The 25,679-nt window shown below is 34.3% G+C and carries 23 protein-coding genes; 18 read left to right on the top strand and 5 right to left on the bottom strand.

Annotated elements, in window-relative coordinates:
* Positions 1-178 precede the first annotated feature (178 nt).
* The 8 genes from QYS49_RS02900 (at position 179) to QYS49_RS02865 (ending at position 7,203) form a co-directional block, all read left to right on the top strand.
* Positions 179-613: a response regulator gene (locus tag QYS49_RS02900; RefSeq protein WP_308350137.1), complete on the top strand. Its 435-nt coding sequence runs from the start codon at positions 179-181 to the stop codon at positions 611-613.
* Between the two features lie 9 nt (positions 614-622).
* Positions 623-1,645, top strand: a complete 1,023-nt coding sequence (locus QYS49_RS02895) for a PAS domain S-box protein (RefSeq protein WP_308350136.1) — start codon at positions 623-625, stop codon at positions 1,643-1,645.
* Positions 1,642-2,034, top strand: coding sequence for a response regulator (locus tag QYS49_RS02890; RefSeq protein ID WP_308350135.1), 393 nt, complete (start codon positions 1,642-1,644; stop codon positions 2,032-2,034). The genes QYS49_RS02895 and QYS49_RS02890 overlap by 4 nt, the downstream gene beginning before the upstream one ends.
* 260 nt (positions 2,035-2,294) lie before the next feature.
* On the top strand, positions 2,295-2,666 hold the full coding sequence (locus tag QYS49_RS02885) for a nuclear transport factor 2 family protein (protein ID WP_308350134.1): 372 nt from the start codon (positions 2,295-2,297) through the stop codon (positions 2,664-2,666).
* 176 nt (positions 2,667-2,842) lie between these two features.
* Entirely contained in the window at positions 2,843-4,084 is a 1,242-nt protein-coding gene (locus QYS49_RS02880; protein WP_308350133.1) for a DEAD/DEAH box helicase, read from the top strand.
* Between the two features lie 434 nt (positions 4,085-4,518).
* Positions 4,519-6,261, top strand: coding sequence for a M14 family metallopeptidase (locus QYS49_RS02875; protein WP_308350132.1), 1,743 nt, complete (start codon positions 4,519-4,521; stop codon positions 6,259-6,261).
* A complete protein-coding gene (locus tag QYS49_RS02870; RefSeq protein ID WP_308350131.1) occupies positions 6,258-6,413 on the top strand; it encodes a hypothetical protein in 156 nt (51 codons plus the stop codon). The genes QYS49_RS02875 and QYS49_RS02870 overlap by 4 nt, the downstream gene beginning before the upstream one ends.
* Positions 6,406-7,203, top strand: coding sequence for a J domain-containing protein (locus QYS49_RS02865; protein WP_308350130.1), 798 nt, complete (start codon positions 6,406-6,408; stop codon positions 7,201-7,203). Before QYS49_RS02870 ends, QYS49_RS02865 begins: the two co-directional genes overlap by 8 nt.
* A gap of 430 nt (positions 7,204-7,633) precedes the next feature.
* Here the strand turns inward: QYS49_RS02865 and QYS49_RS02860 are convergent, their stop codons facing one another.
* On the bottom strand, positions 7,634-8,647 hold the full coding sequence (locus QYS49_RS02860) for a PAS domain-containing protein (protein WP_308350129.1): 1,014 nt from the start codon (positions 8,645-8,647) through the stop codon (positions 7,634-7,636).
* Between the two features lie 513 nt (positions 8,648-9,160).
* Between QYS49_RS02860 and QYS49_RS02855 the strand changes: the two genes are divergently transcribed.
* Positions 9,161-10,417, top strand: coding sequence for a S8 family serine peptidase (locus QYS49_RS02855; protein WP_308350128.1), 1,257 nt, complete (start codon positions 9,161-9,163; stop codon positions 10,415-10,417).
* 90 nt (positions 10,418-10,507) lie between these two features.
* Here the strand turns inward: QYS49_RS02855 and QYS49_RS02850 are convergent, their stop codons facing one another.
* Positions 10,508-12,979 carry a DUF5916 domain-containing protein gene (locus tag QYS49_RS02850; protein ID WP_308350127.1) on the bottom strand — a complete coding sequence of 824 codons (2,472 nt, stop codon included), beginning with the start codon at positions 12,977-12,979 and terminating at the stop codon, positions 10,508-10,510.
* A 167-nt stretch (positions 12,980-13,146) separates the two neighbouring features.
* Positions 13,147-13,839, bottom strand: a complete 693-nt coding sequence (locus tag QYS49_RS02845; RefSeq protein WP_308350126.1) for a hypothetical protein — start codon at positions 13,837-13,839, stop codon at positions 13,147-13,149.
* Between the two features lie 254 nt (positions 13,840-14,093).
* Here QYS49_RS02845 and QYS49_RS02840 point away from each other — a divergent pair, with 254 nt between their 5' ends.
* The gene (locus QYS49_RS02840) at positions 14,094-15,002 is read left to right on the top strand and encodes a TIGR01777 family oxidoreductase (RefSeq protein WP_308350125.1); all 909 of its coding nucleotides are present in this window, start codon (positions 14,094-14,096) and stop codon (positions 15,000-15,002) included.
* A gap of 3 nt (positions 15,003-15,005) precedes the next feature.
* Here the strand turns inward: QYS49_RS02840 and QYS49_RS02835 are convergent, their stop codons facing one another.
* Positions 15,006-15,590 (bottom strand): hypothetical protein, encoded by a 585-nt coding sequence (locus tag QYS49_RS02835; protein WP_308350124.1) that lies wholly within the window; start codon positions 15,588-15,590, stop codon positions 15,006-15,008.
* 189 nt (positions 15,591-15,779) lie between these two features.
* Between QYS49_RS02835 and purH the strand changes: the two genes are divergently transcribed.
* The 6 genes from purH to rodA all read left to right on the top strand — a co-directional run bounded on the left by purH (position 15,780) and on the right by rodA (position 22,974).
* Positions 15,780-17,306, top strand: coding sequence for a bifunctional phosphoribosylaminoimidazolecarboxamide formyltransferase/IMP cyclohydrolase (gene purH, locus QYS49_RS02830; RefSeq protein WP_308350123.1), 1,527 nt, complete (start codon positions 15,780-15,782; stop codon positions 17,304-17,306).
* Between the two features lie 112 nt (positions 17,307-17,418).
* Positions 17,419-18,447 carry a rod shape-determining protein gene (locus QYS49_RS02825; protein ID WP_296621029.1) on the top strand — a complete coding sequence of 343 codons (1,029 nt, stop codon included), beginning with the start codon at positions 17,419-17,421 and terminating at the stop codon, positions 18,445-18,447.
* Between the two features lie 106 nt (positions 18,448-18,553).
* Entirely contained in the window at positions 18,554-19,390 is an 837-nt protein-coding gene (gene mreC / locus QYS49_RS02820) for a rod shape-determining protein MreC (protein ID WP_308350122.1), read from the top strand.
* Positions 19,380-19,901 carry a Rod shape-determining protein MreD gene (locus QYS49_RS02815; protein ID WP_308350121.1) on the top strand — a complete coding sequence of 174 codons (522 nt, stop codon included), beginning with the start codon at positions 19,380-19,382 and terminating at the stop codon, positions 19,899-19,901. The genes mreC and QYS49_RS02815 overlap by 11 nt, the downstream gene beginning before the upstream one ends.
* Positions 19,898-21,709 carry a penicillin-binding protein 2 gene (mrdA, locus tag QYS49_RS02810; protein WP_308350120.1) on the top strand — a complete coding sequence of 604 codons (1,812 nt, stop codon included), beginning with the start codon at positions 19,898-19,900 and terminating at the stop codon, positions 21,707-21,709. The genes QYS49_RS02815 and mrdA overlap by 4 nt, the downstream gene beginning before the upstream one ends.
* Positions 21,706-22,974, top strand: coding sequence for a rod shape-determining protein RodA (gene rodA, locus QYS49_RS02805; protein WP_308350119.1), 1,269 nt, complete (start codon positions 21,706-21,708; stop codon positions 22,972-22,974). The genes mrdA and rodA overlap by 4 nt, the downstream gene beginning before the upstream one ends.
* Positions 22,975-23,237: 263 nt before the next feature.
* Here the strand turns inward: rodA and QYS49_RS02800 are convergent, their stop codons facing one another.
* Positions 23,238-24,194 carry a DUF8457 domain-containing protein gene (locus QYS49_RS02800; RefSeq protein ID WP_308350118.1) on the bottom strand — a complete coding sequence of 319 codons (957 nt, stop codon included), beginning with the start codon at positions 24,192-24,194 and terminating at the stop codon, positions 23,238-23,240.
* Between the two features lie 32 nt (positions 24,195-24,226).
* On the opposite strand from QYS49_RS02800, the gene QYS49_RS02795 reads away from it, so the two are divergent.
* Positions 24,227-24,550: a 2Fe-2S iron-sulfur cluster-binding protein gene (locus tag QYS49_RS02795; protein ID WP_308351565.1), complete on the top strand. Its 324-nt coding sequence runs from the start codon at positions 24,227-24,229 to the stop codon at positions 24,548-24,550.
* Between the two features lie 348 nt (positions 24,551-24,898).
* Positions 24,899-25,477, top strand: a complete 579-nt coding sequence (locus QYS49_RS02790) for a thymidine kinase (RefSeq protein ID WP_308350117.1) — start codon at positions 24,899-24,901, stop codon at positions 25,475-25,477.
* Positions 25,478-25,679: the final 202 nt, after the last annotated feature.

Raw genomic sequence — 25,679 nt, 5'->3', positions numbered from 1 at the left:
ATTATTAGAGTGATAGTTCATGCTTTACTATTTTTTATAGCTTTAGGGTTTTAAAGGAATTGTGAAATGAAGGTTAATGTCTAAAAACAAATTTTAATTGCAATTAGATAAATTTAAATAATGAATTATTCCCATTAAATACGGGGCAATCAAAACCTTTATATATAAATATACGCAAATGAAATCTATCCATTTACTTTTAGTAGAAGATAATGAAGGGGATATATTATTAACTCAGGAAGCTTTTGAGGAAAGTAAATTTGTACATACCATGCAAGTTGCCAAAAATGGAAATGAAGCCTTAAATATACTTTTACAAAGGGAAGGATATGAAAATAGTAAAGAACCAGATTTGGTATTACTGGATATAAATTTACCGATTAAAAGCGGTCACGAAGTACTTCAAGAAATTAAATCTGTAAAATCGAAAAGACATATTCCTATCGTTGTATTTTCCACCTCTTCATCTCAAAAAGATATCGATTTAGCTTATTTATACAATGCCAATTGCTATGTTACTAAACCAGTTGAAATAAAAGGTTTTATGGAAGCCATTTCTAGCATCGAGCAATTCTGGTTTAGTATTGCTAGCCTTCCCAAGAAAGTAAAATGATTTTTTAATATGAAAGGGACAAAAAGCAGATATAATGTATTAGTAGTTGAAGATAATCTTGGTGATTATGTCCTGATTGCAGATTATTTGGAAGATACCAATATTATTAAAAAACTTTTTAAAGCAGAAGATTTTAAAAATGCTAAACAGATTTTATCCGAGCCTGAGAATGAAATTGATATAATTTTATTGGATTTGAGTTTGCCTGATAAAGACGGTGAGCCATTACTTAAGGCGGTTCACTTACTTTCTCAAAACAAGCCAATAATTATTTTAACAGGTTATCCTGATGCAGATTTTGCTATTAAATCTTTGGCATTAGGTGCTTCTGATTACCTATTGAAGGATGTTTTAAATAGCACAGTATTACATAAAAGCATTCTATATAATATTGAGCGAAATAAAATATTAGTAAATCTTAGAAAATCCGAACAACGTTATTCCGATCTTTTTCATTTTAGCCCTCTTCCAATGTGGGTTTTCGATCAAGAAACTCTTAAGTTTTTAGATGTTAATGATGCAGCCATTCAACATTATGGATATTCTTATGAGGAATTCCTTGAAATGGATATTACTCAAATTCGTCCAAAGGAGGATATGCCAGCATTGAATAGATCAAGGAAAATGGAAAGGAAACCACATGAGAATATATTTCATGGTGAATTCACTCATTTAAAGAAAAATGGGGAGCGAATAACAGTAGAAATCCGTTCCAATAGTTTTGAGTACAAAGGAAAGAAAGCGCAAATAATATTGGTAAATGATGTGACCGAAAGAAATAGACATATTGAAGCAGTAGAAAAGCAAAATGAAATATTGAAGGATATTGCTTGGACACAATCGCATGTGGTAAGAGCTCCTTTGGCTCGATTAATGGGGTTGGTTAGCGTATTGCGTGATGGAAAAATTGAAGAAAACCAAAAGGAAAACTTTTACGAACATATTCAAAAATCGGCAGAGGAACTAGATGTAATCATAAAGGGGGTTGTGGATATGTCACAACAAATTGAAATTAACAAAGGAGAGGAATGAATATAAAGACATTCATAGTGGATGATGATGAAATTTCCATCATGTTAACAAATCTTTTACTGAAAGACTCTTCTTTTTTTCAGGAAATAGATACTTATTTGGATGGTGCATATGCTTTAGAACATTTAAAGAATGAGTATTCCGAAGAAACAATATATATTATTATTCTTGACATCAATATGCCTCTTATGAATGGATGGGAGTTTTTGGAGGAAATAAAAGCGTTTGTAACCAGAAAAAACACTTTTGTATTTATGCTTAGCTCATCAACTGATAGAGTAGATATTGAAAAAGCCGAAAATATTGATTTAGTAAAAGGGTTTTTTAGCAAACCCTTAAAGACAGAACATTTAAATCAAATTCAGGAGCAAATAAAAATTGAATTATAAAAAAAATGAGAAGTATTAACTTCTCACCTTTTGATAAACCAATTTCTTCTGTTGCTTTTTTGACTGGATGAAACCAGTGACAAAGGGAAATAATATAGCTGAAGTAATTACTATTGTCTGTGCAATAAATTCTATGTTCATTTTATTTTCTTTTAATGTATAATTATTAACGGCTAGAAGTTTAATTTAGTTGACCGTTATGTCTTTATATTTTAATTATATGGATATTGATTTTAAATCAAAAATGAAATGTCACTATCATGAATTCTATAAAAGAAAAAGCAGCCCATTTTTTAAAATTAATTAGCGAAACTAAAATTGAGGAGGCTTTCGAATTATATGTATCTAAAAATTTTATACATCATAATCCTTATTTTAAAGCTGATGCACAATCCTTGCAAAAGGCTATGAAAGAAGATGCCAAAGCCAATCCTGAAAAGGAATTGAAAATTTTGAGGTCATTGGAAGATGAGGATTTGGTAGCGGTTCATTCCTATGTAAAACAGTATCCTGATGATAATGGATTTGTTTTGGTTCATTTTTTTAAATTTAGTGAAGATAGGATTATAGAACTTTGGGATTTGGGACAGAAAATTCCTGATCAAAGCATCAATGAAATCGGAATGCTTTAATCTCTTTAATAATTCAAATACAAGCTTACTACTGAGCATTGCCAAGTCAACACCTCATTTTATAATTAGCAAAAGCTGCTGTTTACACAGCTTAAATGCCTACCTTTGATTTTTAATTTTTCACACCTAAAGTTCCTTGTCGTTTATTCGTTGATAGGAACAATTAAATCCTAAATATGCGATTCGAAGAACTGAATATTATTGCGCCCATTTTAAAAGCGCTAAAAGAAGAAAATTATACAGAACCTACTTCTATTCAAGAACAAGCTATTCCACTTTTGTTAGATAAAAATGACATCATGGCGAGTGCTCAAACAGGAACAGGAAAAACGGCAGCTTTTGCAATTCCTATTCTACAGCATCTTGAAAATGAAAAATCAAATTCAAAGAAAATCAAATCATTAATATTGACCCCAACCCGTGAATTAGCCATTCAAATAGGGGAGAGTTTTACCACTTATGGGAAATATACTTCTATCAAAAATACCGTGATTTTTGGTGGGGTAAATCAAAACAAACAAACTGCTGCCATCAGAAATGGAGTGGATGTATTGATTGCAACTCCTGGTAGATTACTTGATTTAATGAATCAAGGCTTTATTAACCTAAAAGACATTCAATATTTCGTTTTAGATGAAGCCGATAGAATGTTGGATATGGGTTTCATTCATGATATCCGAAAAGTCATTGCAGTATTACCGCCAAAAAGACAATCACTATTTTTCTCAGCCACCATGCCTGACACAATAGTGGAGCTTTCAAGAAAGATATTGAATAATCCTAAAAAGATTGCCGTTACTCCAGTTTCATCTACGGCACAAACCATTCAGCAATACTTATATTACACCAATAAATCCACTAAGAAAGATTTATTATTGCATATTTTAAAAGATCCAAAAATGGATCAGGTTTTACTTTTTGATAGAACCAAACATGGTGCAGACCGAATAGTTAAAGAACTGAAAAAACAAAATATTACGGCTGCTGCCATTCACGGTGATAAAGCACAAAATCAAAGACAAAAAGCACTCAATCAATTTAAAGATAAGGAAATTCGAGTTTTGGTAGCGACTGATATTGCTGCCCGTGGAATTGACATTGATAAATTGCAATATGTAATCAATTTTGATATCCCGAATGTTGCGGAAACTTATGTACATAGAATTGGTCGATCAGGTAGAGCAGGTGAGGCTGGCGTTTCTATTTCGCTGTGTGAACCAGAAGAAAACGATTATCTGAAGGATATTGAAAAGCTGATCAATCAGAAAATCCCGGTTGTGAAAGATAGTCCATATCCACAAACGGACAGTCCTATGACCAATGCCGAGAAGAAAGAATTTGAAAAAGAAAAGCAACGCAGAAAACAAGAATTTTTTGCGAACAGAAAGAAAAACGGTAATAGAGGAGGAAGAAGGTAAAAAAGCTGTTTTTCTTATTTAATACTTTCTAATCTTATTATTAAAATTAAATATACGCTCTCGATTTGTACTTGTACACCCAAGTAGGCATATTGTTATTAAGTTAAAGTAGTTCCTGTTTTTCGTTGTTAACGAAAAACCTATTGTGTTCTGATGTCTCTTTTCCCAATGAATACGGGACAGGTCGTGGTGAGAATTTGCTGTCGATAATGGGAAGAGCTAACATTATTTTTTAACCACAAAAGATACAAGAGAACACAAAAGAAAATAACTTTAGCTATTTTTCAGGATTGCAGTAAAAAATAAGCTTCCAAAGTTTAACATAATAGCCTTGGCAGACAGACGCATATATCTGTTATGAAAATGAAGTGTGACAAATTAAGACTAATCAATTCTGATTTCGTAATTTTAAATTTCAACTCAAAATACTCAACATGAAGCGTATTCTAATTTTCATCTTATTTATTTTTAGTTCATTGTGTTCAAATGCTCAAGAATTAACTACAGCTTTTGAAAAATCTAACGGAACGGAAACCGCTACCTATCAAGAAGGGATTAATTTTTATAAAAAACTAGCGCAAAAATTTCCTCAGATTGATATTAGGGAAATGGGGAAAACAGATAGTGGAGAGCCTTTACATTTAGTAGTTTTTAATAAAGATGAAAAGTTTCGCTTTAGTGAAATACAACAATCAGGTAAACCAATTTTATTCATTAATAATGGTATTCACCCAGGAGAATCTGACGGAATAGATGCTTCGATGATGATATTGAGAAATTGGGCGCAAAATATTAGCCAACATTCATTTTTGGATAGCGTGATTGTAGCTGTAATTCCTTTTTATAATGTTGGTGGAGCGCTGAACAGGAATAGTACGACCAGAACTAATCAAAACGGACCGGAAGCTTATGGATTCAGAGGAAATGCCCAGAATTATGATTTGAATAGGGATTTCATCAAAATGGATTCCAAAAATGCTTTTGCTTTTGCAGAAATCTTCCACCAACTCGATCCTGATGTTTTTATAGATACACACGTGACCAACGGTACCGACCATCAGCATGTAGTAACGGTTTTAACAACTCAGCATAATAAATTAGGCGGGCAATTGGGGGAATATCTTGAAGAAGAGTTTGAGCCTATGATTTTTGAAGAGATGGAAGCAAAAGGCAGAAATCCGATCGAATATATCAATGTAAAAGGAAATACGCCTGAAAATGGATGGACTCAATTTTGGGATGCTCCTCGTTATTCCACAGGTTATACTACTTTGTTTCAAACTTTTGGCTTTATGACGGAAGATCATATGTGGAAAGATTATAAAACAAGAGTAGAGAATATATATGATTTCTTAACCATCGCTGCTGAATTAACGGCCAAAGAAGGAGCTAAAATCCAAAAGTTAAAATCGGATGATAGAGAGCAGATTCTAGAAGCGGACTCATTACCCATCATTTGGAAAAATGATAAGGATGAATTTAAAATGATTACACTTGATGGCTATAGCACAAGCTATCCAGAAAGTCAGCTAACAGGAAATTCATTGTTGAAATATGACAGAAATGATACTTTCGAGAAAGATATTCCTTTCTACAACCATTATAAAGTAGAAAAATCTGTTCGAGTTCCTAATTATTATGTTATACCACAAGCTTGGTTTGAAGTGATCAATAGACTGAAAACAAATGATGTGAAGATGGAAGTGCTAAAGAAAGATACCGTCATTTCGGTTGAAGTTTATCATGTTGATGATTTTCAAACTGTATCCAATCCTTATGAAGGTCATTATCTACATTATGACACCAAAGTAAAATCTTCTGTTCAGCAAATAGCTTTCAGAAAAGGTGATTATTTAATAGACACTCGTCAAAAATCGAAGAGATATTTGGTAGAAACATTAGAGCCTGAAGCTCAGGATTCATTTTTCAATTGGAATTTCTTCGATAGCATTTTACAGCAGAAAGAAGGTTTTTCATCCTATGTTTTTGAGCCTAAGGCCACAGAAATTTTAGCTAATTTACCTTCAGAAGAACAAGCTGAATTTTATGAAAAACAAGAATCAGATTCTACATTTTCATCTAATAATTATGCTCAACTGGACTGGATTTTCAAGCGTTCAAAGCATTACGAAAAATCCCATAAACGGTATCCTGTTTACAGGCTAATGTCAGAATGAAAAAGATTTGGCAAAATCCATTCTTTAAAATTACACTAAGTACTTTGGCTGGAATGTTGATTGGCTATTTTTTCAACAATATTTCTCTTTTCACAGGAATTGGCTTTGCTTTAGGTTTGAGCTACTTCTATATTGCGAAGTCAGATGGCTAGGTTAAAATTAAATTATAGCGAATCCATAGCGATTTTAGGATTAAATCCAGGAGCTTCCCCAGAACAAATTAAAAATGCTTACAGGAAATTAGCCAAGCAATACCATCCTGATGTTTATCAATTAGATGAGGGAGAAAGATTTAAGGAAATCAGTTCAGCTTATTATTTTTTGAAGAAACATCCTGAGCCGCCAATTCAGAATCAAAACCAGGCTCATTCCAGTAATCCTTCAAGTGATTATGAACAAAAAAGACGAGCTTACCATAGAAGGCAAAGAGAAAAAAAAGCTCATGAAGCCAATCAAAATGCTGAAATGTTTAAATGGTTGTTTGTCAGGTTCCGTCTTTTTGTATTCATAATTTTAATTTTTAACTGTCTGCTAGCTATAGATTATTTTTTACCCTCTGTATCCGAGGAAGTGAAAATCACAAAAATCATAACCATAAAAACCATTTCAAAAGCAAAAATGATTTATAGTTACAAAGCGCTGTTAAATAATGGAATGACCTTCAGGTTCAGGAAGGATGAAATGGATAAAGTTGATCTCAATAATCCATTCATTCTAAACAGAACCACAATATTTAAAGAAGGGAGATTTTTAGAAAGTAAGAACGGAGAGGTCAAAATATACATTGATTATGGTTTATTTAGAGTTTTCGGAGGCCTTATACCCTTAAATATTTTACTATTAATTACTTATCTGTTCTTTGTCAAGAATAATGATTATCGATTAACTCTATTTTTAGTTGCACTCATTGTCTTCATTTTTCAGTTGTTTTTGGTTTTTTAAATTTAATGACAAAAGGTGCTCTCTATAAAAAGTGTTAGTTGGCAATTTGGTTACATCATTTTTATACTTGTAGTTAGAAATTAATTCAAACACTTTTGTTCAAGACTTCTCGACTCATTGTTACATTTTTACTTTTAACTCAATAACCATACTTTTAAAGTATTTCTAGTATATCAACCTTATTTTAAGCATTAGGATCATGTCCAAAAAGTTAAAAAAAAGTCAATGGGGGATTAGCCATTTATTTTGGAATTGGGAGTTTAATAAGTGCGTTGATGCTATTCATTGTTTTATTAGTACAAGCCTATAAAGCTATTTTTCTTGGGGATAATTATTCTTGGGATATTTTTCTATTTGTAATTTTTGCAATACTGCTTAGTAGCGGATTAGCATATGCCCTTTTGCAATTAGGCTATAAGGAAGTTGAAAGCTAAGCCTTATGATAGTGCTTTTTTAAATCCGATAGTTTAGCAAAGAGTTCTTTTCCTTCTTCTGTATCATAGCTAACTTTTACTATATCACGTACAGTATGATCCAGTTTTTCAACAGAATCTTTCATATATTCCAATGCAGTTTTATTTACTTCCGATAGATCATTAAAATCGATTAATTGCATTAATCCTAAAATACTAGCAACGGGAGCGCGCACTTCATGAGAAGCTTTGAATGCAATTTCCTCCAGCTTTTCATTATATTTTTTTAGCTGTTCCAGTTGGTTAATTTCCTCTGAAATATCATTATAAACACAAACTACTTCTTCATTAGGCAATTTATAAAACTCCCCTTTTCTCCATGAGTCTATTCGCTCATCTTGATATCGTAAAATAGGAAAACTAGCATGCCCTTTTTGAAAAGCTTCTTCTATGTAATCCGAAAAACCACCGGAATCTGTACCTGGATAAATACTCGAAACTTCCTTTCCTAGAACATCTTTTTTGCTTGTTTTATCTAATTTTTCTGCACCACGATTAAAATCTGTAATGATGAATTTGCCATCAATCTTTTTTATGCCTATTACGCCTTCGTTGATATGATTGAATAATTGTGAAAACCTTCTCTCATGAAAATTTCTCTCTTCTTCAAGTCGAATTTCTTCAGATTTTTCAATCCTTACCGAAAAGTATTCCTTGACTTTTCCTTGATCAATAATCGGAACAATAGTAGTAGCTACCCAATATGTGGATCCATCTTTAGCCTCGTTCAAAATATTTCCTTGCCAAACTTTTCCTCTGCCAATAGTACGCCAAAGGTTTTTAAAATATTCTTTATGATGATATCCGGAATTTACTATGCTGTGAGGAGCACCTATTAGTTCGCTTTCATTGTATTTTGAGATTTTGCAAAATTGATCATTTACATAATTTATTTCTCCTTTAAGATTTGTTGCAGAGATGATACTATGTTGATTAAGTACGTCAAAATATGTATATATTTTATCTTTCATTAAATATTGATTTCAAAATAAATGAATAACAATTAGACTGAAGGTTTGATGAAGTCTTCTAATGCGTGTAAAGCTCAAATTTACATTAATAACCCATTTTTTAAATACCATTTGCTTTAAAAATTCTCAAAATAGTCATTAGAAATTTTAATATAAATCCCTACTTACATTCGCAGTAAACCAATAAGTATTCTTATATTTTCTAACTTAATCTGGATATTCTTACATATTTTCTTTGTGTTTCTAAAAATATCCTCAATCAATATATTCCATTTAATCCCGAATTATGCCTTTAAAAATCAATGGATACCGCACGTATAAATTTAGCGCACACTCAAACGGTGTTTTTATATAATTTCGTACTAGCTTGATTTATGTTTAATAATAATTTGTTTTAATTGCATTATTAAGGTAATAATTCTTAATAAATCATATTTTCACTACTTATATTTGTTTTGGAAGATCAATTAAGGCTCTTTTGTGAAAATTAATTTTAAACTAAATACTTACATTATGTTTTCACTAAAAAGATTAACAAAAAGTGTTTTATCCTTACTGATCACAGCTGTATTTTTCACAGCTTGTACTCAGCAGGATGAAATGAAAATCAATGACCCTGCAGATCTTATTGAGGTAAGTGATGCAGTAAATGGCCAAATTATACCAGGCCAGTACATTGTAACTTACAGTGAAACAACTACCAACCTAACCATGCGCGGATTAGCTTCTCCCGCAGCTAGAAAAGAAGCTATTGTTAGCACTACCAATAATTTATTGGCAGAGAAAAGCATTTCAAAAGAAAATGTTTTAGCTGTTTTTTCTGAAACAGTAAAAGGTTTTGCATTAAGAATGAATGATGCAGAATTAAAGGAATTACGTTCTGATAAAAGAATTGCTCAAATCGAGCCAGACAGAATTGTAACATTGGCTCCACCATGTGGAACGCCTAATGGCGGTCCTTGTGATGGCGATGGTGGAGATGGCGGTGGTGACACTGGTTCACAGTCAACTCCATATGGTATCCTTAGAGTAAATGGTGGAGTATCTTACACAGGTTCTTCTGTTGCTTGGATAATTGATTCTGGTATTGATTTAGATCACGAAGATCTAAACGTGGATGCTTCAAGAGGATTTAATGCATTTACTTCTGGAAGAGATGGTAAAAGCACTGATGATGGAAACGGACATGGTACTCATGTTGCCGGAACTGTTGCAGCTTTAGATAATAATGTTGGTGTTATAGGTGTTGCTGCCGGTGCCACTGTTATTCCTGTAAAAGTATTGGATTCTAGAGGTAGTGGTTCTTACTCTGGTGTTATCGCTGGTGTTGATCACGTTGCTGCAAACGGAAATCCTGGTGATGTTGCTAATTTAAGTTTGGGCGGACCAACTTCTGATGCATTAGATGCTGCAGTTTTAGCTGCTGCTCAAAATGGAATTAAAATGGTATTAGCTGCTGGAAACGAAAGCACAAATGCTAATAATTCTTCTCCAGCTAGAGTTAATGGAAATAATGTTTACACTATTTCTGCAATGGATAGCAATGATAACTTTGCATCTTTCTCTAACTATGCTAACCCTCCAGTAGATTACTGCCTGCCAGGTGTTGGAATCAATTCTACTTGGAAAGGTGGAGGATATAATACTATCAGTGGTACTTCTATGGCTGCCCCTCATGCAGCAGGTGTGTTATTGTTAGGAGGAAACACTACTGACGGAACTGTTAATAATGATCCTGATGGAAATGCTGATCCAATCTTAGTTTACTAAGATGGTTATCAGATTCATTAGAATCAAATAAATAAAAAAGGAGCTTAATTTTAAGCTCCTTTTTTTTTGTGGTCTTTAGATTTGTGTAAATTAACTTCGGTTGATTAAGTCTCTTTTTATCTGTGTATAATCTAGAAAATAAATCAATCGTACACTTAAATTCTGTTGATGATCAGTAGATAATACATTTCTAAAATTATCTGAAAAATTCATGTCTACCATTTTGTTAACTTCCTGAACAGCATCCTTCCAAACAACATTTACAAAACTACCAGGAGCAATTTGCCATGAGTAAACCGCATCAATATTAAATACATTAAAATTCACATCATGCTTTTCATAAGCATCCGAAGCTAAATCTTTTCCAGTGTAAGCTATTGATTCAAGATCACCGTCATTTGTCAAGCTGAAGTAATTAAAATAATCAACTTTATTCCAATAATGCCTTAAGCGGAAATTTAAACCCATTTTACTATTTATGGTATAATTTACTCCCAATACATTTGACATAACATCAATATCCCTTTCACCAAAAACTACTTGTTCAACATCTCCTTCCTCATTTTTAAAATGCTCAGCAAAACCAATAGAACTAAATTGTCTATTGAAATTCAATCCATAGTTAATGGATAACTGGTCATTGACTCTAAAGCGTGGAGAAAAATTAATCCAATAATCAAACTGTTCTCTATCAGGGGCATTCCATATCCCTACTGATATATTACTCATGAATGCTTTTCTACTGTCAGATGAATATTGAAAGTTTGTACTGTAATTCCAAGTTCTAAAATACTTCGCATCATCTACTCTTGGTTCAAAAAAATCAAAGGTCTTAAATGGTCTGTAATTAAAGCGGAGATAGTAAGACTGAAAATCTTTTGATTGTGCCCAAAAATCCGTCCAGGTGCCAAAATCTTGATACAACTTAGGCTCATATAATTGGCTGTAATTAGAACCCATGCGAATTCTGTATTGATTGAAAAGAACTGTAGGCTGAAATTGATTATAACTTACAGCGCCAAAATGGGTTATTTCATTTGGATTACGTAAAAAGCCCATGTCATTCGGATCGTAAGTATCACTTTCAACGTTTCTTCCTATTTCGTATTGGTACTTCCCACTTATTTTGGCAATGCTGACATTATATTTATATCCATCTTCTACAAATCCTTCGGGGTTTTGGATGTTATTATAAGCACCAAAACCATCAATTTGATAAGTATTGCTTTTATCTCTTAATCGAAAATCAGACCCTATTACATTTGCATTGTTCCCTCCATCAAACCGTTTAACATTGGTGTTAATCAAACTAATATTGCTATTGTTTTTCAAGCTTTGATCCACTACCATCACATTGAAATTGGTCAGATCATCTACTTGTTCAAGTCTTTTTTGCTTTGTTTCCTTATCATAAACTTCTGCAAATGTTTTGTTGGTAATGGCATTAAAAAAACCAATACCTAACCCGCTTTTGGTTCTTCCTGTAATTTTAGAAGCATTTAATAATGGAGCTTCAGCAGGTCTAGAAATCAAAGAATCAGAATCTTGTAATTCCACTGAGCCAAATGATTGTCCAACTCTTCGGGAGTAGAACAATCCACCTTTGTTGAAAAGCTCGGTTCCTTCAGTAAAAAACGCCCTGTTCTCCGCATATTGAACTTCAAATGGGCCTAAATTATAAATTAAATTATCAGAAACGGTTTGTCCAAAATCAGGAATTAAAGTCATATCCAAAGTGAAGCTTTCAGTAAGACCATATTTTAAATCCATTCCACCCGTAATATCCATTCCGCTTTCTTTGCCGTGCTTATTGTAATAAGAAGTTATATAAGGAGAAACAGATAATCTCAAGGGAGGTTTAATTCCGTTTAATCCCCTTAATACTCCAGATTGATTCACTAATCCATCAATGGAATTGTCCACATAGTTCCAATAGGAAGTTTCATTCTTGCTTTGTATTTTTCTCATGAAATTGATATTCCAATCTTGCTTTTGATCTTTTGGAAATCGGATTGCTGAATAAGGAATTTCTATTTCAACTTGCCAGCCTTTTTCAGTTATTTTTGCTTCACTTTTCCATACCGCATCCCAATTGTAGTCGCTTCTACCTCTGTTGATGAAAATATCAGTTTGAACTCCCGCGGCACTTACTTTTAAGTAAAATGCATTTTGTCCATTTTGATAAGTATCTAAAATTATTCCAAATTGGTCTGCATTTCTACTATCATCATCCCTGATTCCTAATTCTTGACGAATAGGCTCTCCACTAGTGTCTTCCATTCTTGCGGCAATATAGATTCCGAAATCTGTGTAAGCAGTTTTTATATAAGTCTTTTGTTTAGATTGAGCTCCATTTTCTGGAACAAAAGCTATAAACTGGGCTTCCGTCTCATTTATACCTTGCCAAAATTTGTCATCCAATTCACCGTCTATAGTTGGTGTAATGTCTTCAACAAATTCTGTTTCCAATTCCCGTATTTCTTTTTTTTCATCCTCTTTTGCTTTAATTGTTACAACTGATGATAAAAGTAGTATTAAGAGTAAAAGGATATTTTTAATCATTTCGATAATAGTTTCAATATAGTGATGACTGTAAAATGGTAAATAGAACACAATTTAAGTGCAATAGCATCTGAAATTACACTAAGACGAATTTGGATGTTTAAATGGTAGGGTTTGATGGAATTACATTAAAAGCTTACAGGATCAATAAATGAAGAGGATATGGTTTATTTAATTCCATCCATTTTTTGACGGAAAGTTTCCATCACTTTTTTAATCTTTTCTATTTCGACATATAGGCTGTCAATTTCACTAGATAAAGTTTCTAGTTTTTGTGCATTTTCAGTAGAATCTTTTCTGTACTCAACCAATTTTTCCTCATAAGATTGAATTCTACTATTGGTTCTTTCTTGGCTACTTTGGGTTTTACGCTCATCTTTTTTCAGGCTTTCATATTCCTTGCTTAAATATGATGCTGCTTGTTCCGATTCATCAATTTTCTTTTGAGCCTGATTTCTTCTCATGTAAATATTGAAATCGTAAACAAATTGCTCCATTTCCTTCTGTAATTTTGGATAAATATCCTTCGGGATTCCTTGTGGGTCAATTCCTGTCCAAATAGTGCTCTGCTCTTTGTTTCCTTTTATTTGACTATAGATTAAAACATCTTCAGAATAAACATCTTCTTTAAACAAAGTCTGATAGGTTATATGTGATTGGGTTTCTTCGCTTTTACCAAATGCATCTGCATATTCTTTCCAGCTTTCTTCTACTTTCTCTTTTGAAAATGGTAAGTTTATTTCATAGCCTTCCACATCTACACCTAATAAATAGTGCTCTGTAGCTACAGTTTGATACTGAGCAATTGAAGAATTTATTTTGAAAATAAGTAAAGTAGAAAATATAATAAATCTTAGCATGTTAATTTGATTCTTTAAGCCTTAAAACGTAAATATAAGCAATATGATATAGCAAATTTAGCAACAATGTTGTTTAGTTAAGTCCTATTTTCTTTACCAATAGGCGAAGGAAAAAGCGAAGAGGTTTAATATAAGCTTCACTAAACGATAAATACCCAAGACCAGATAACAAAAATCAAGCCTTGTTTTCATCCACTCTTTTTATTCCAACTTATTTGCTTTGTATGAGTTAAAAATGATTAGATTAAAAGATTATGAAAAAGGTATTAATAACAGGAGGATCAGGCTTAGTAGGAACTGAAATTTCAGCTCTTTTGAAAGGTAAAGGCTATGATGTAGCGCATCTAACCAGAAATAAAAAAGATGACTATCCTTACCAACAATTTGAATGGGACATCCAAAAGCAAGAAATGGAAGAAGAGGCCATTCGCTTTGCGGATGTAATAATCCATTTGGCTGGTGCAGGGGTTGCTGATAAAAAATGGACAGATGACAGAAAAGAAATAATAATCAAAAGTAGAACCGAATCTGCTTCCCTTTTGCATAAAACTATAGCTAAGATGCCAGCTGAAGCTCCAGAGCATTTCATAAGTGCTAGCGCCATTGGTTATTACGGAATGGATACAGGAGATAAATTGATGGATGAAAAATCTGCTGCTGGCAATGATTTTTTGGCAGAGGTCACTATAAAATGGGAAGCTTCAGTGGATCAATTTGAAACTTTAGAAATTCCTACTACTAAAATAAGAATTGGAATTGTTTTATCAGATAAAGGCGGGGCACTTCCTCAATTAGCTCAACCTATTAAACTATATGCAGGTGCACCATTAGGCTCAGGCAAACAATGGATGAGCTGGATTCATATTGTGGATTTAGCTAGATTATTTCTGCACGTTATGGAGAATAAATTAACAGGAGTTTACAATGGTGTAGGCATTAATCCAGCTACCAACAAAGAAGTCACTAAAGCCGTGGCTAAAGCCTTGAATAAGCCTTTAATTTTACCAAATGTACCCTCATTTGCCATGAAATTAATCTTAGGCGAAATGGCACAAATGGTATTGGGTGGCAATAAGGTAAGTGCTGAAAAAACCTTGAATTCAGGGTTTAGGTTTAAATTTGAGGATTTAGATAAAGCGTTGGAGGATGTTTATGGAAGTTAGAATTTACTCCCCCCTCTCAAAAAGCTTCTCTACCAAATCCGAAAAGCTTTCTGGCTCTGAATACAATCGGTCAGAATACACACTTGCCATTAATTTTAAATAATGAGGCTTTTCATCATAAAGAATAAGCTCCAAACTAATGTTACCATATCTTTGATCAATGGGCGGTTCCATTTGAATAGGCGGTTTCAAATAATAAAACTCTTTGGTAATAACTCGGTCTTGTTCAGCTGTTACTTTTCTGTTCGAGCCAGATTGTCTGTATCCTATTGATAAAATTTGTTTTTTGAAGTGTTCCAAAAGCATTTTATAATCTGAGTCAAGTAAACTGCTACAATTCGCTATGGCAAAACCATTGGCTTTATCACTCTCCAAAAGGGCAATAGGGATAGGGTCTTTAATATCAGTTTTCTTCAAATGGTAAGCTCTGAATATCTTATCCAAAATCTCCTTACTCACATCAGAAGCATGCCATTCATCATATGAGTCAAATTCCTGCTGACTTCTCTTCAAAACCTCATTGGTGAGAATTACATTTTTTTTCTCTTTAGGAAATATTTTATTTATGATTTGATCAAAGAATGACATTCAAATTCTATTTTTTAATAAAAGCGAAAATTATATTTCGCCTGATATACTTAACACATTTAAGGATTGAAAGATTAGAAAAATGGCTTTAATCTGAAAAAAATATTAAACCTAATGTCATAAAGTTTTTAAAGCGTAGGCGAAAAAGCTTTAAATCAATTAGTTTTGCATAAAAATAATTCTAGGATAATGTCAGTCAAAAAAATACAATCGGCACTCATTTCAGTTTTTCATAAAGATAATTTAGAGCCCATCGTTCAAATTTTGAAAGATAAAGGTGTAAAAATATACAGTACAGGAGGTACCCAAAAGTTCATTGAAGAACAAGGAGCCGAAGTCATCGCTGTTGAAGACTTAACAAGTTACCCTTCTATTTTAGGTGGAAGAGTCAAAACTTTGCACCCAAAAGTATTTGGTGGAATTTTGGGAAGAAGAGATTTGGAATCGGATAAAGCACAATTGCAAGAATATGACATTCCTGAAATTGATTTAGTGATTGTGGATTTATACCCATTCGAGCAAACAGTTGCTTCCGGAGCAAGCGAGCAAGATATCATTGAAAAAATTGACATAGGAGGGATTTCTTTAATTAGAGCAGCGGCTAAGAATTTTAAAGATGTGGTGATTGTGGCTTCGCAAAATCAATACGCAGATTTGGAAAAAGTTTTACAAGAAAAAGATGGAAGCACGGATTTGAAAGACAGAAAAGCTTTTGCAGGACATGCCTTTAATGTTTCTTCTCATTACGATACTGCAATTTTCAACTATTTCAATCAAGAAGAAACCATCAAGGGCTTTAAGCATAGCATATCTGAAAATAAAACTTTACGCTACGGAGAAAATCCTCATCAGGAAGGCGTTTTCTTTGGTGATTTGGAAGAGCTTTTTGATCAGTTGAATGGTAAGGAATTATCTTACAATAATTTAGTAGATGTAGATGCTGCCGTTTCCTTAATTGAAGAGTTCGAAGGAGAAACAGCGTTTGCTATTTTGAAACATACCAATGCTTGCGGAATGGCTTTGGGCAATTCAGTAAAGGAAGCTTATCAAAAGGCTTTTGCAGCAGATACGCTTTCTGCATTTGGCGGGGTTTTGATTACGAATCAAATAGTAGATAAAGAAGCAGCGGAAGAAATGCATTCTTTATTCTTTGAAATTTTAATTGCACCTGATTTTTCTGCGGAAGCATTAGAAGTATTAAAGGGTAAAAAGAACAGGATTTTATTGAAAAAGAAAACGAATCTTTCTACTAAAAAACAATTCAAAAGCTTGTTAAATGGTGTAATCGAGCAAGACAGAGATTTACACACAGATAGCAAATCAGATTTGAAAGTGGTGACCAAAGAAGCGCCAACTGCTGAGGAGGAAAAAGCATTATTATTTGCTTCTAAGGTATGTAAGCATACAAAATCTAATACAATTATATTAGCTAACAACGGTCAGTTGTTAGCTAGCGGAGTAGGTCAAACTTCCAGAGTGGATGCTTTGAAGCAAGCAATAGAGAAAGCCAAAGATTTTGGATTTGATTTAAACGGGGCGGTAATGGCTTCGGATGCTTTTTTTCCATTTCCTGATTGTGTGGAAATTGCTGATCAGGCAGGAATTACTGCTGTGATTCAGCCTGGAGGTTCGATTAAGGACCAGGACAGCATTGATTATTGTGATGCTCATGGCATGAGAATGGTGACCACAGGCATAAGACATTTTAAACATTAAAAGCGAAACTTTAGATAAATCTGGAAATATTTTCGTTGAACCGCTTAATTTATCAAAGTAATTTGTAAATTTCCAAAGCGTTAATTTTTAAATATATTATATAAGAACATCCATGGGGATATTTGATTTCTTTTCAAGTGACATAGCCATAGATTTGGGTACAGCCAATACCTTAATTATTCATAAAGACAAAATAGTGGTGGACGAACCTTCCATCATTGCCATTGATAAAGCTACTAACAAAGTGTTGGCCATTGGGCGCCAAGCCATGCAGATGCATGAGAAGACTCACGAAAACATAAAGACAATTCGTCCTTTGAAGGATGGAGTAATTGCAGATTTCCATGCTGCCGAGCATATGATTCGTGGAATGATTAAAATGATTGATGGCGGAAAAAGAAGTTTCATGCCTTCTTCTCATAGAATGGTGATCTGTATTCCTTCAGGTATTACTGAGGTGGAAAAAAGAGCTGTTCGAGATTCAGCTGAGCATGCAGGAGCAAAAGAGGTTTACATGATTCATGAACCAATTGCTGCAAGTATCGGTATAGGGGTTGACATCGAGCAACCCATTGGTTCCATGGTAGTGGATATTGGTGGAGGTACTACGGAAATTGCTGTAATAGCCCTTTCAGGAATTGTATGTGATCAATCCATCAGAGTGGCAGGTGATACTTTCACCAAAGACATTTTAGATTATATGCGTAGACAGCATAACCTTTTAATAGGAGAGCGTTCTGCAGAGAAAATTAAAATTGAAGTAGGTGCTGCTTTAACCGAATTGGATGACGGTCCTGAAGATTATGAAATCCGCGGACGTGATTTGATGACAGGTATCCCGAAAGTAATTAAAGTATCTTATTCTGAGATTGCTTTCGCAATTGATAAGTCAGTTTCTAAAATAGAGGAAGCAGTGCTGAAAGCTTTGGAGATTTCACCGCCCGAATTGTCTGCCGATATTTATGACAATGGAATTCATTTAACTGGTGGTGGTGCTTTATTAAGGGGACTTGATAAAAGACTGGCACTTAAAACAAAGCTACCGATTCATGTGGCGGATGATCCGTTGAGAGCGGTAGTTCGTGGAACAGGAATTGCGTTGAAAAATTTAAATCATTACAAAGCAGTTTTAATGAGTTAAATGAATTATTCAATACAAAATATTTTTGGAAAAGGGAATCCTATAAAAGGCATTCCTTTTTCCTTTTTAAAGCGGTTTATTTTTTTGCCTGTAACCCTAAAGGTAAATGCGTAGGTTATTTCAGTTTATTTATCAATACCGAGCTTTCTTTATCTTTCTGCTATTGGAAGTCATAAGTGGTTGGCTGGTAGTCAATCATAATGACTATATCAGTGCGTCCTATTTTAATAGCTCAAGCGCTTTTGCGGGAAATGTATATGAAAACAAGCAAGCCGTGCAGGATTATTTCCAACTCGCTAAAGTCAATAAAAATTTGGTGGAGGAAAATGAGCGCTTAAGAAATCGCCTGGCGGTGGATAGTGTCAAAGTAGATTTAGACTCAGCAAATATTCCTTTTAAGCTTTCTGGTCAATATGAATTTATCACGGGGAAAGTGGTCAATAATTCTGTGCACCGATTCAGAAATTATTTCACTTTAAATAAAGGAAGCGAAGATGGGATTGAAGAGGGAATGGGCGTAATCAATACAAAAGGTGTGGTAGGGAAAATAAAAAGTGTGTCCTCTAATTTCTCCACAGCTTATTCAGCTTTGCATAGCAGCTTGTTGATTTCAGTACTGATAGATGAAACGGAGACTTTATGTACGGCAAACTGGTCAGGCGAAGATCCAACTGAAATTTCATTAGAGTATGTGCCTCGCCATATCAAGGTGAAGGAAGGAATGCAAGTAGTAAGCTCTGGTTATGATGCCATTTTCCCGCAAGGGGTAAAACTAGGAACGGTTAAAAGTGTAGAAATTGATGAGGAAGCTACTTTCTACGATATAGAAGTGGCACTTTCAGCGGATTTCTTTAGTCTGGATTATGTATATGTAATTGGCAATAAGCTGAAGCAAGAAAAAGATTCTTTGGAACAGGAACTGCAAACAGAATATGAACAGTAGTAATAATTTCAAACAGATTTTGATTTGGGTGCTTTTTGTGGCATCTCAAATTATGTTTGCACAAAATTTTGTGTTGTACAACCGTGCTTTCTGTTTTGTATATGTAGGATTTTTGCTTTTGCTTCCTTTGGGAATTTCTCGTAACTACCTTTTGCTCTTAGCTTTTTTCACAGGGCTAATCATTGACATTTTTTATAATAGTTTAGGAACTCATATGGCAGCCATGACGTTGATTGCCTTTCTACGCCCTATATGGTTGAATGCAATTACTCCAAGAGGTGGATATGAAAATGTTGATAGCCCGGCCATTAAAGACCTAAGCTTATCATGGTTTTTGGCATATTCACTTCCCTTACTGTTTTTACATTTAGCAGTAGTATTCTTTATAGAAGCAGGTGGATTTCATATGTTTTTTTATGTGATTTCTAAAGTGTTGATGAGCACTTTATTGACCGTATTGGTGTTGGTGATTATACAATATCTATTTTATTCTAAAGGGAGGTTTTCATGATAGAAAACAGGAAGTACATCATTCAATTTTTAATCGTTTTGGTGGGAATTATTTTCCTGGCGAAATTATTTTCTATTCAGGTAATGGAAAGTCGTTATAAACTAGCGGCTGAAAATAATGTGATTAATAAGGTGGTGCAATATCCTTACAGAGGATTGATTCTGGATAGAAACAATAAAATCATTGTTCATAACACTCCGGTTTATGATATTATGGTAGTGCCAAAAGAAGTGGAGGTTCAGGATACTACTGCTTTTTGTAACTTGTTGGATATCACTAAAGAGGAATTTGAAGCGAAAATCCAAAAGGCTAAAGGATATTCCTACATCAAACAATCCCTTTTTTATCCACAATTGAGCAATGAAGAATTTGCTAAAATTCAAACTCGCTTAGTAGAATATCAAGGATTTTATCCTGTTGCCCGTACTGTTCGAAAATATCCTGAGCCTGTTTTAGCAAACGGACTTGGGTATATAGGTGAGGTAAGTAAAAGACAATTGGAAAGAGATACTACCAATTATTATAAACAAGGTGATTTTATCGGAATCTCAGGAATTGAAGCGGCTTATGAAGAAGAACTTAGAGGAAAAAGAGGAGTAAAATATAAGTTAGTGAATGTTAGAGGAATTGAAAAAGGTTCCTTTAATGATGGTAAATTTGATACACTTTCAGTTCCTGGAAATAATTTGGTTTCCACCATCGATTTGGATTTGCAGAAATATGCTGAATACCTGATGGATGATAAGGTTGGTAGTATAGTTGCCATTGAACCTTCAACAGGAGAGATCTTAGCTTTTGTCAATAGCCCGTCTTATGATCCCAATCTGTTAGCAGGAAGAAATTATAGTAAAAATTTCAGTAAGCTGAATAAAGATACTTTAAAGCCACTTTTTAACAGGCCAATTATGGCGCAATATCGCCCAGGTTCTGTTTTTAAATTGGTTCAATCTCTAATCGCATTGCAAGAGGGAGTAGTTGTGCCTTCCACCCGAATAGTATGCAATAGAGGTATTATTAATTGCCATGGTTCCCATACCAATGAAGATTTGCATGGTGCTATTAAATATTCCTGCAATCCATATTTCTATCAAACGTTCAAAAGAATTATTCAGCAAGGAAAAGTGGAAGGCATGAATAAAGATGCAAGGGTGGGCTTAACTACTTGGAATAATTATTTAAGTGATCTTGGCTTTGGGCGAAAATTAGGAATCGATATTCCAAATGAAAGCTCAGGCATGGTACCTGGGCCTACTTACTATGATTATTACTATCAAAAAGACCATTGGAATTTCTATACCATATATTCTTTAAGTATAGGAGAAGGAGAATTATTGACTACACCATTACAAGTAGCCAATTTAGCTTCTATTTTAGCAAATAGAGGGTTTTATGTTCGCCCACATATGGTAAAAGGAATTGAAACACCCGATTCTTACTATAAACTACAGTATGATAGACTAGATACTGGGATTGATTCTGTTCACTTCACAACAGTGGTGGATGCGATGGGTGAAATTGTAGATGGTACTGCTAGGGTAGCAAGAGTTAAAGATATTGAAATAGCAGGAAAGACAGGAACTGTACAAAACAAAAATAGCTTTGATCACTCTGCTTTTATGGCTTTTGCACCCAAAGAAAACCCTCAAATTGCGATTTCTGTCTATGTAGAAAATGCGGGATGGGGAGGAGGAGTTGCTGCTGCCATCACCGGATTATTGATTGAGAAATACATAAAAGGTGAAGTAGCATCCAACAGAGCTTGGGTAGAAAATTATGTGATGACCAAAGCGTATTTGAATAATTTATGAGAAGACAGGATGGCATTTGGAATAGGGTAGATTGGTTGTTGATAGCCGTATTTTTTATACTGGTTATTTTAGGATGGCTCAATATCTATGCTGTGGTCTATGATGCAGAACAAGAACAAAATATTTTCAGTTTTGACCTCAACTCGGGTAAGCAATTAATTTGGATTGCAGGTTCTTTAGTGATCATCATAGCCATCATGATACTCGACTATAAGTTCTTTGATTCCTTTGCCTATTACATTTATGCTGTGGTCCTGGTTTTATTAGTCTTGGTGTTAATTATCGGTACTGAAATAGCTGGAAATCAATCCTGGTTTGTATTAGGACCTGTTCGGCTTCAACCTTCAGAATTTGCTAAATTTGCAACTGCCTTGGCTGTAGCTAAGTATTTTAGTAGTAATAATGTCCGCCTTGATAGAATTAAAGGTCAAATTAAATCTTCTCTGTTTGTTTTGGTTCCTATGGGCTTAATCATAATGCAGGGAGATGCAGGAACAGCCTTAGTTTTTATCAGCTTCATTTTGGTGTATTACAGAGAAGGGCTCCCTTCTTTTTATGTGATTACAGGCTTGTCGGCTGCATTGATTTTCATTTTGACATTGCTAGTAGACCAAATTTATTTGACAATAGGAGTTATTGTATTGGCTACTATTATAGTGGTGATTAACAATAAACGCCTTAAAAACATAGGGATTACCATTTTGGCAGCTGTTTTAGTAATTGGCGTAATTCAAAGTGTGGATTATGTGATTTCAGATGTATTGAAGCCTCACCAGCAAAACCGGTTGAAAGCATTAGTCAACCCAGATGCTGACCCATTGGGCTATGGCTGGAATGTGACACAATCTAAAATTGCCATTGGTTCAGGAGGCACTTTTGGTAAAGGCTTTTTGGAAGGAACGCAAACCAAATTTGACTTCGTACCCGAACAAAGCACTGATTTTATTTTCTGCACCATAGGAGAAGAACACGGATGGGCAGGAAGCTTTGTCTTAATTATTTTGTTTTTGGTGCTCATGGTTAGAATAATTGTAGTAGCAGAAAGACAAAAATCAAATTTCGCCCGAATATACGGCTATGCCGTGGCAGGCATCTTCTTTTTCCACTTCGGAATTAATATCGGTATGACGATTGGGCTCTTTCCCGTAGCTGGTATTCCATTACCGTTTTTTAGTTATGGAGGTTCTTCGTTATGGTCATTTACTATCTTGCTATTTGTGTTGATAAAGCTGGATGCGCATAGGATGCAAGTTTTGACGAGGTGATTGGAGACAAAGAAACTTTGCAGTCTTTCGATCCAGCGCCATAGGCGCAAGTATTTATCACCATCCAGAGGATGGAGATAGAAAATAATTTTCTTCCGCTAGCGTCTCACAAGTGGAAACTACTACCGCCTCTGGCGGATTCTATTTATTTTTAGGTAACAAATTACTAAAGTACTATGTCAGGCATTAGTATAAATCAAATGCCGCTGGTGCAAGCTCATAGTGCTGGGGAGCCTCCCAGCTCGTACCTCTTACCAAGCCAATTATTGACCAAACCGCTTCTCCACCAACTCCATAAACTCCTGTACTTCTTCTGTTTCCATATCCCAACTATATTTATCGGCAAAGGATTTTTTGACATGGGAGGAAGCTTCTTTATAGTTGTCCATTCCATCAATTTGTTCCACCGCAGATAGAAATTGATTTTGATTGCCTTCAAATAATTCGTTGACAAACATAAAACGCTGGTTGAGGGTCAGCATTTTCATCATGCTTTTTCCGCCACTTTTGGAAAGCTTATCGGCAAGTGTTTGTTTTTCTTTGCTTTGAAGAGAGTCATTCAACATACCTGCTTCCACTTTTTCTTCTTCCAAATAAATATCCGCTAAAGAAAGTGGTAAAGTTTTAGAAAATTCAGCTAAAAGAGGTTGAATATCGGCTGGTTGTTCTTCAGAATTACTGCAAACTTCATTGAACATCTCAAAAGCAGCATCATTAAAAACTACTTTTTCTTTATGTGCTTCAAAATTCTCAATTAATCCATCCAATAGAAAATCATTGAATTTGATGTATTTTTTCAAATCTTTTAAATCGGATAAGCGCAAGCGGCTGTCATCTCTTTGGTTTATTTCCTTTGAATAGAAATCATAGGGAGAGAAAGCTAACAAAACGCTATCTTTGATTGATTCCTTTAATATAGGTTCAAAATGTTCTTTTTTAACATAAATATGACGAGAGAGCGTATTCATGAAATCTTTCATGGCTTTTTTCACCTCATCGCTATGGTAATCGAAATAAGGGCTTTGCAATTTTGCATTCTCTTTTTTCCATTTTCTGAAAAGATTTTTGAGCACCATCAAATTAATTTGTTTGTTGGGGCTCAGCTCTAAAATTTCCTTTCCGCTGATGTGAGATGAATTACTGAAGAAAGATTGACTCAGTTGTTTTGCTAGTGCTTTGCTGTAAGCATCAATTGCCTGATGATTTAATTTGCTCTCCATTATTTAATTTACTTTTTTTGCAATTTATTCTTATGCCTGAAATTGAGATATCCAACCTTTATGAACGCAAGATAATCACTAATAGCACAGAAAAAAGAGCGTTAGAGATTATACACGAAAACTTTATCGATTGGATGCATGCCTGTGGAAAAAAAGGAAGGTGCACCACTTGCAAAATGATAGTGGAGGAGGGAATGGAAAACTTGGGGGAATTAACGGCTGCTGAAGAAAGGTTTAGAAATCAGAAAAGATTGGCGGACAATGAAAGATTGGCTTGTCAGGCGGTAGTTTTGGGTGATATAAAAATAAAAGTAGCGGAACGAAATAAATTTCCGCATATGGAATATTCGGACTAAAATGCCATCTTCCTTTAGGGTACAATATCTAAAGTGTGAAGGTGAATGCTATTTAGTTATGACATATGACAGTACCAAGTTTTTCGCTACAGCGAAAAGCCTTTTGTTTTCTTTTGAATCTTTTGTGGTTAAAAAGCAAAGTTTGTAATCTTTACAATCGGTAGCAATTTCTCACTACGACTTGTCTCGTATTTATCGGGAAAAGAGACAAGAGAGAGAACATAAAAGAAAATAACCTTGGTTATTTTTAGGGTTTCTAGCAAGGATGAGACTTCAAATTCTCATCCTTGGTCGGTGACAAACGGACCAGTAATATATTTAAGACAACGTAAAAGCAAATTATAAAACATGTTTGTAGAACCACATATAGGAAGAGAAGAAGGCGGTAAGGGGAAAGGTTGGATAGAACTGATTTGTGGTTCTATGTTTAGCGGGAAAACGGAGGAGCTTATCCGAAGGCTTAATCGTGCACTTATTGCCAAACAAAAAATAGAAATCTTCAAGCCTAAAATTGATACCCGCTATGATGAATCAGAAGTAGTTTCCCATAATAAAACTAAAATTCGCTCCACTCCAGTTGATTTTGCAGAAGATATATTATTGTTCTCTGGAAATTCAGAAGTAGTTGGGATTGATGAAGCCCAATTTTTTGATGCGGAGATAGTGAAGGTTGTGAATACATTGGCAAATCAAGGTAAAAGAGTCATCATAGCAGGTTTGGATATGGATTTTAGTGGAAAAGCATTTGGCTCCATGCCTGAATTGATGGCAACGGCAGAATACGTGACCAAAGTTCACGCCATCTGCGTGAAATGTGGAGGAATTGCCTCTTACTCCTACCGCCTTAGCGAAGAAAAGCAAAAAGTTATGCTAGGTGAGAAAGATAAATATGAACCGAGGTGTAGGAAGTGTTTTAATGCCCCCTAACTCCCAAAAGGGGAATGCGCACTGAGTTTCTTCAGTTTTTTAATTTGATATTGTATCATTCGATTGAATTTTTGATATAAAAATGAAATATAATAGAGGTAAAATTTATTATTTTCTACTTATGTAAATCCGTGGAGTCCCTTTTGGGGGTTAGCGGGCGCAATAACTTAACCACTAATCCTTATATTTGACAACATAATTC

This window comes from Marivirga salinae, assembly GCF_030503855.1.
Taxonomy (GTDB): domain Bacteria; phylum Bacteroidota; class Bacteroidia; order Cytophagales; family Cyclobacteriaceae; genus Marivirga; species Marivirga salinarum.
The sequence above is the reverse complement of the archived record's forward strand: the minus strand, read 5'-3'. Positions and strand labels throughout refer to the sequence as shown.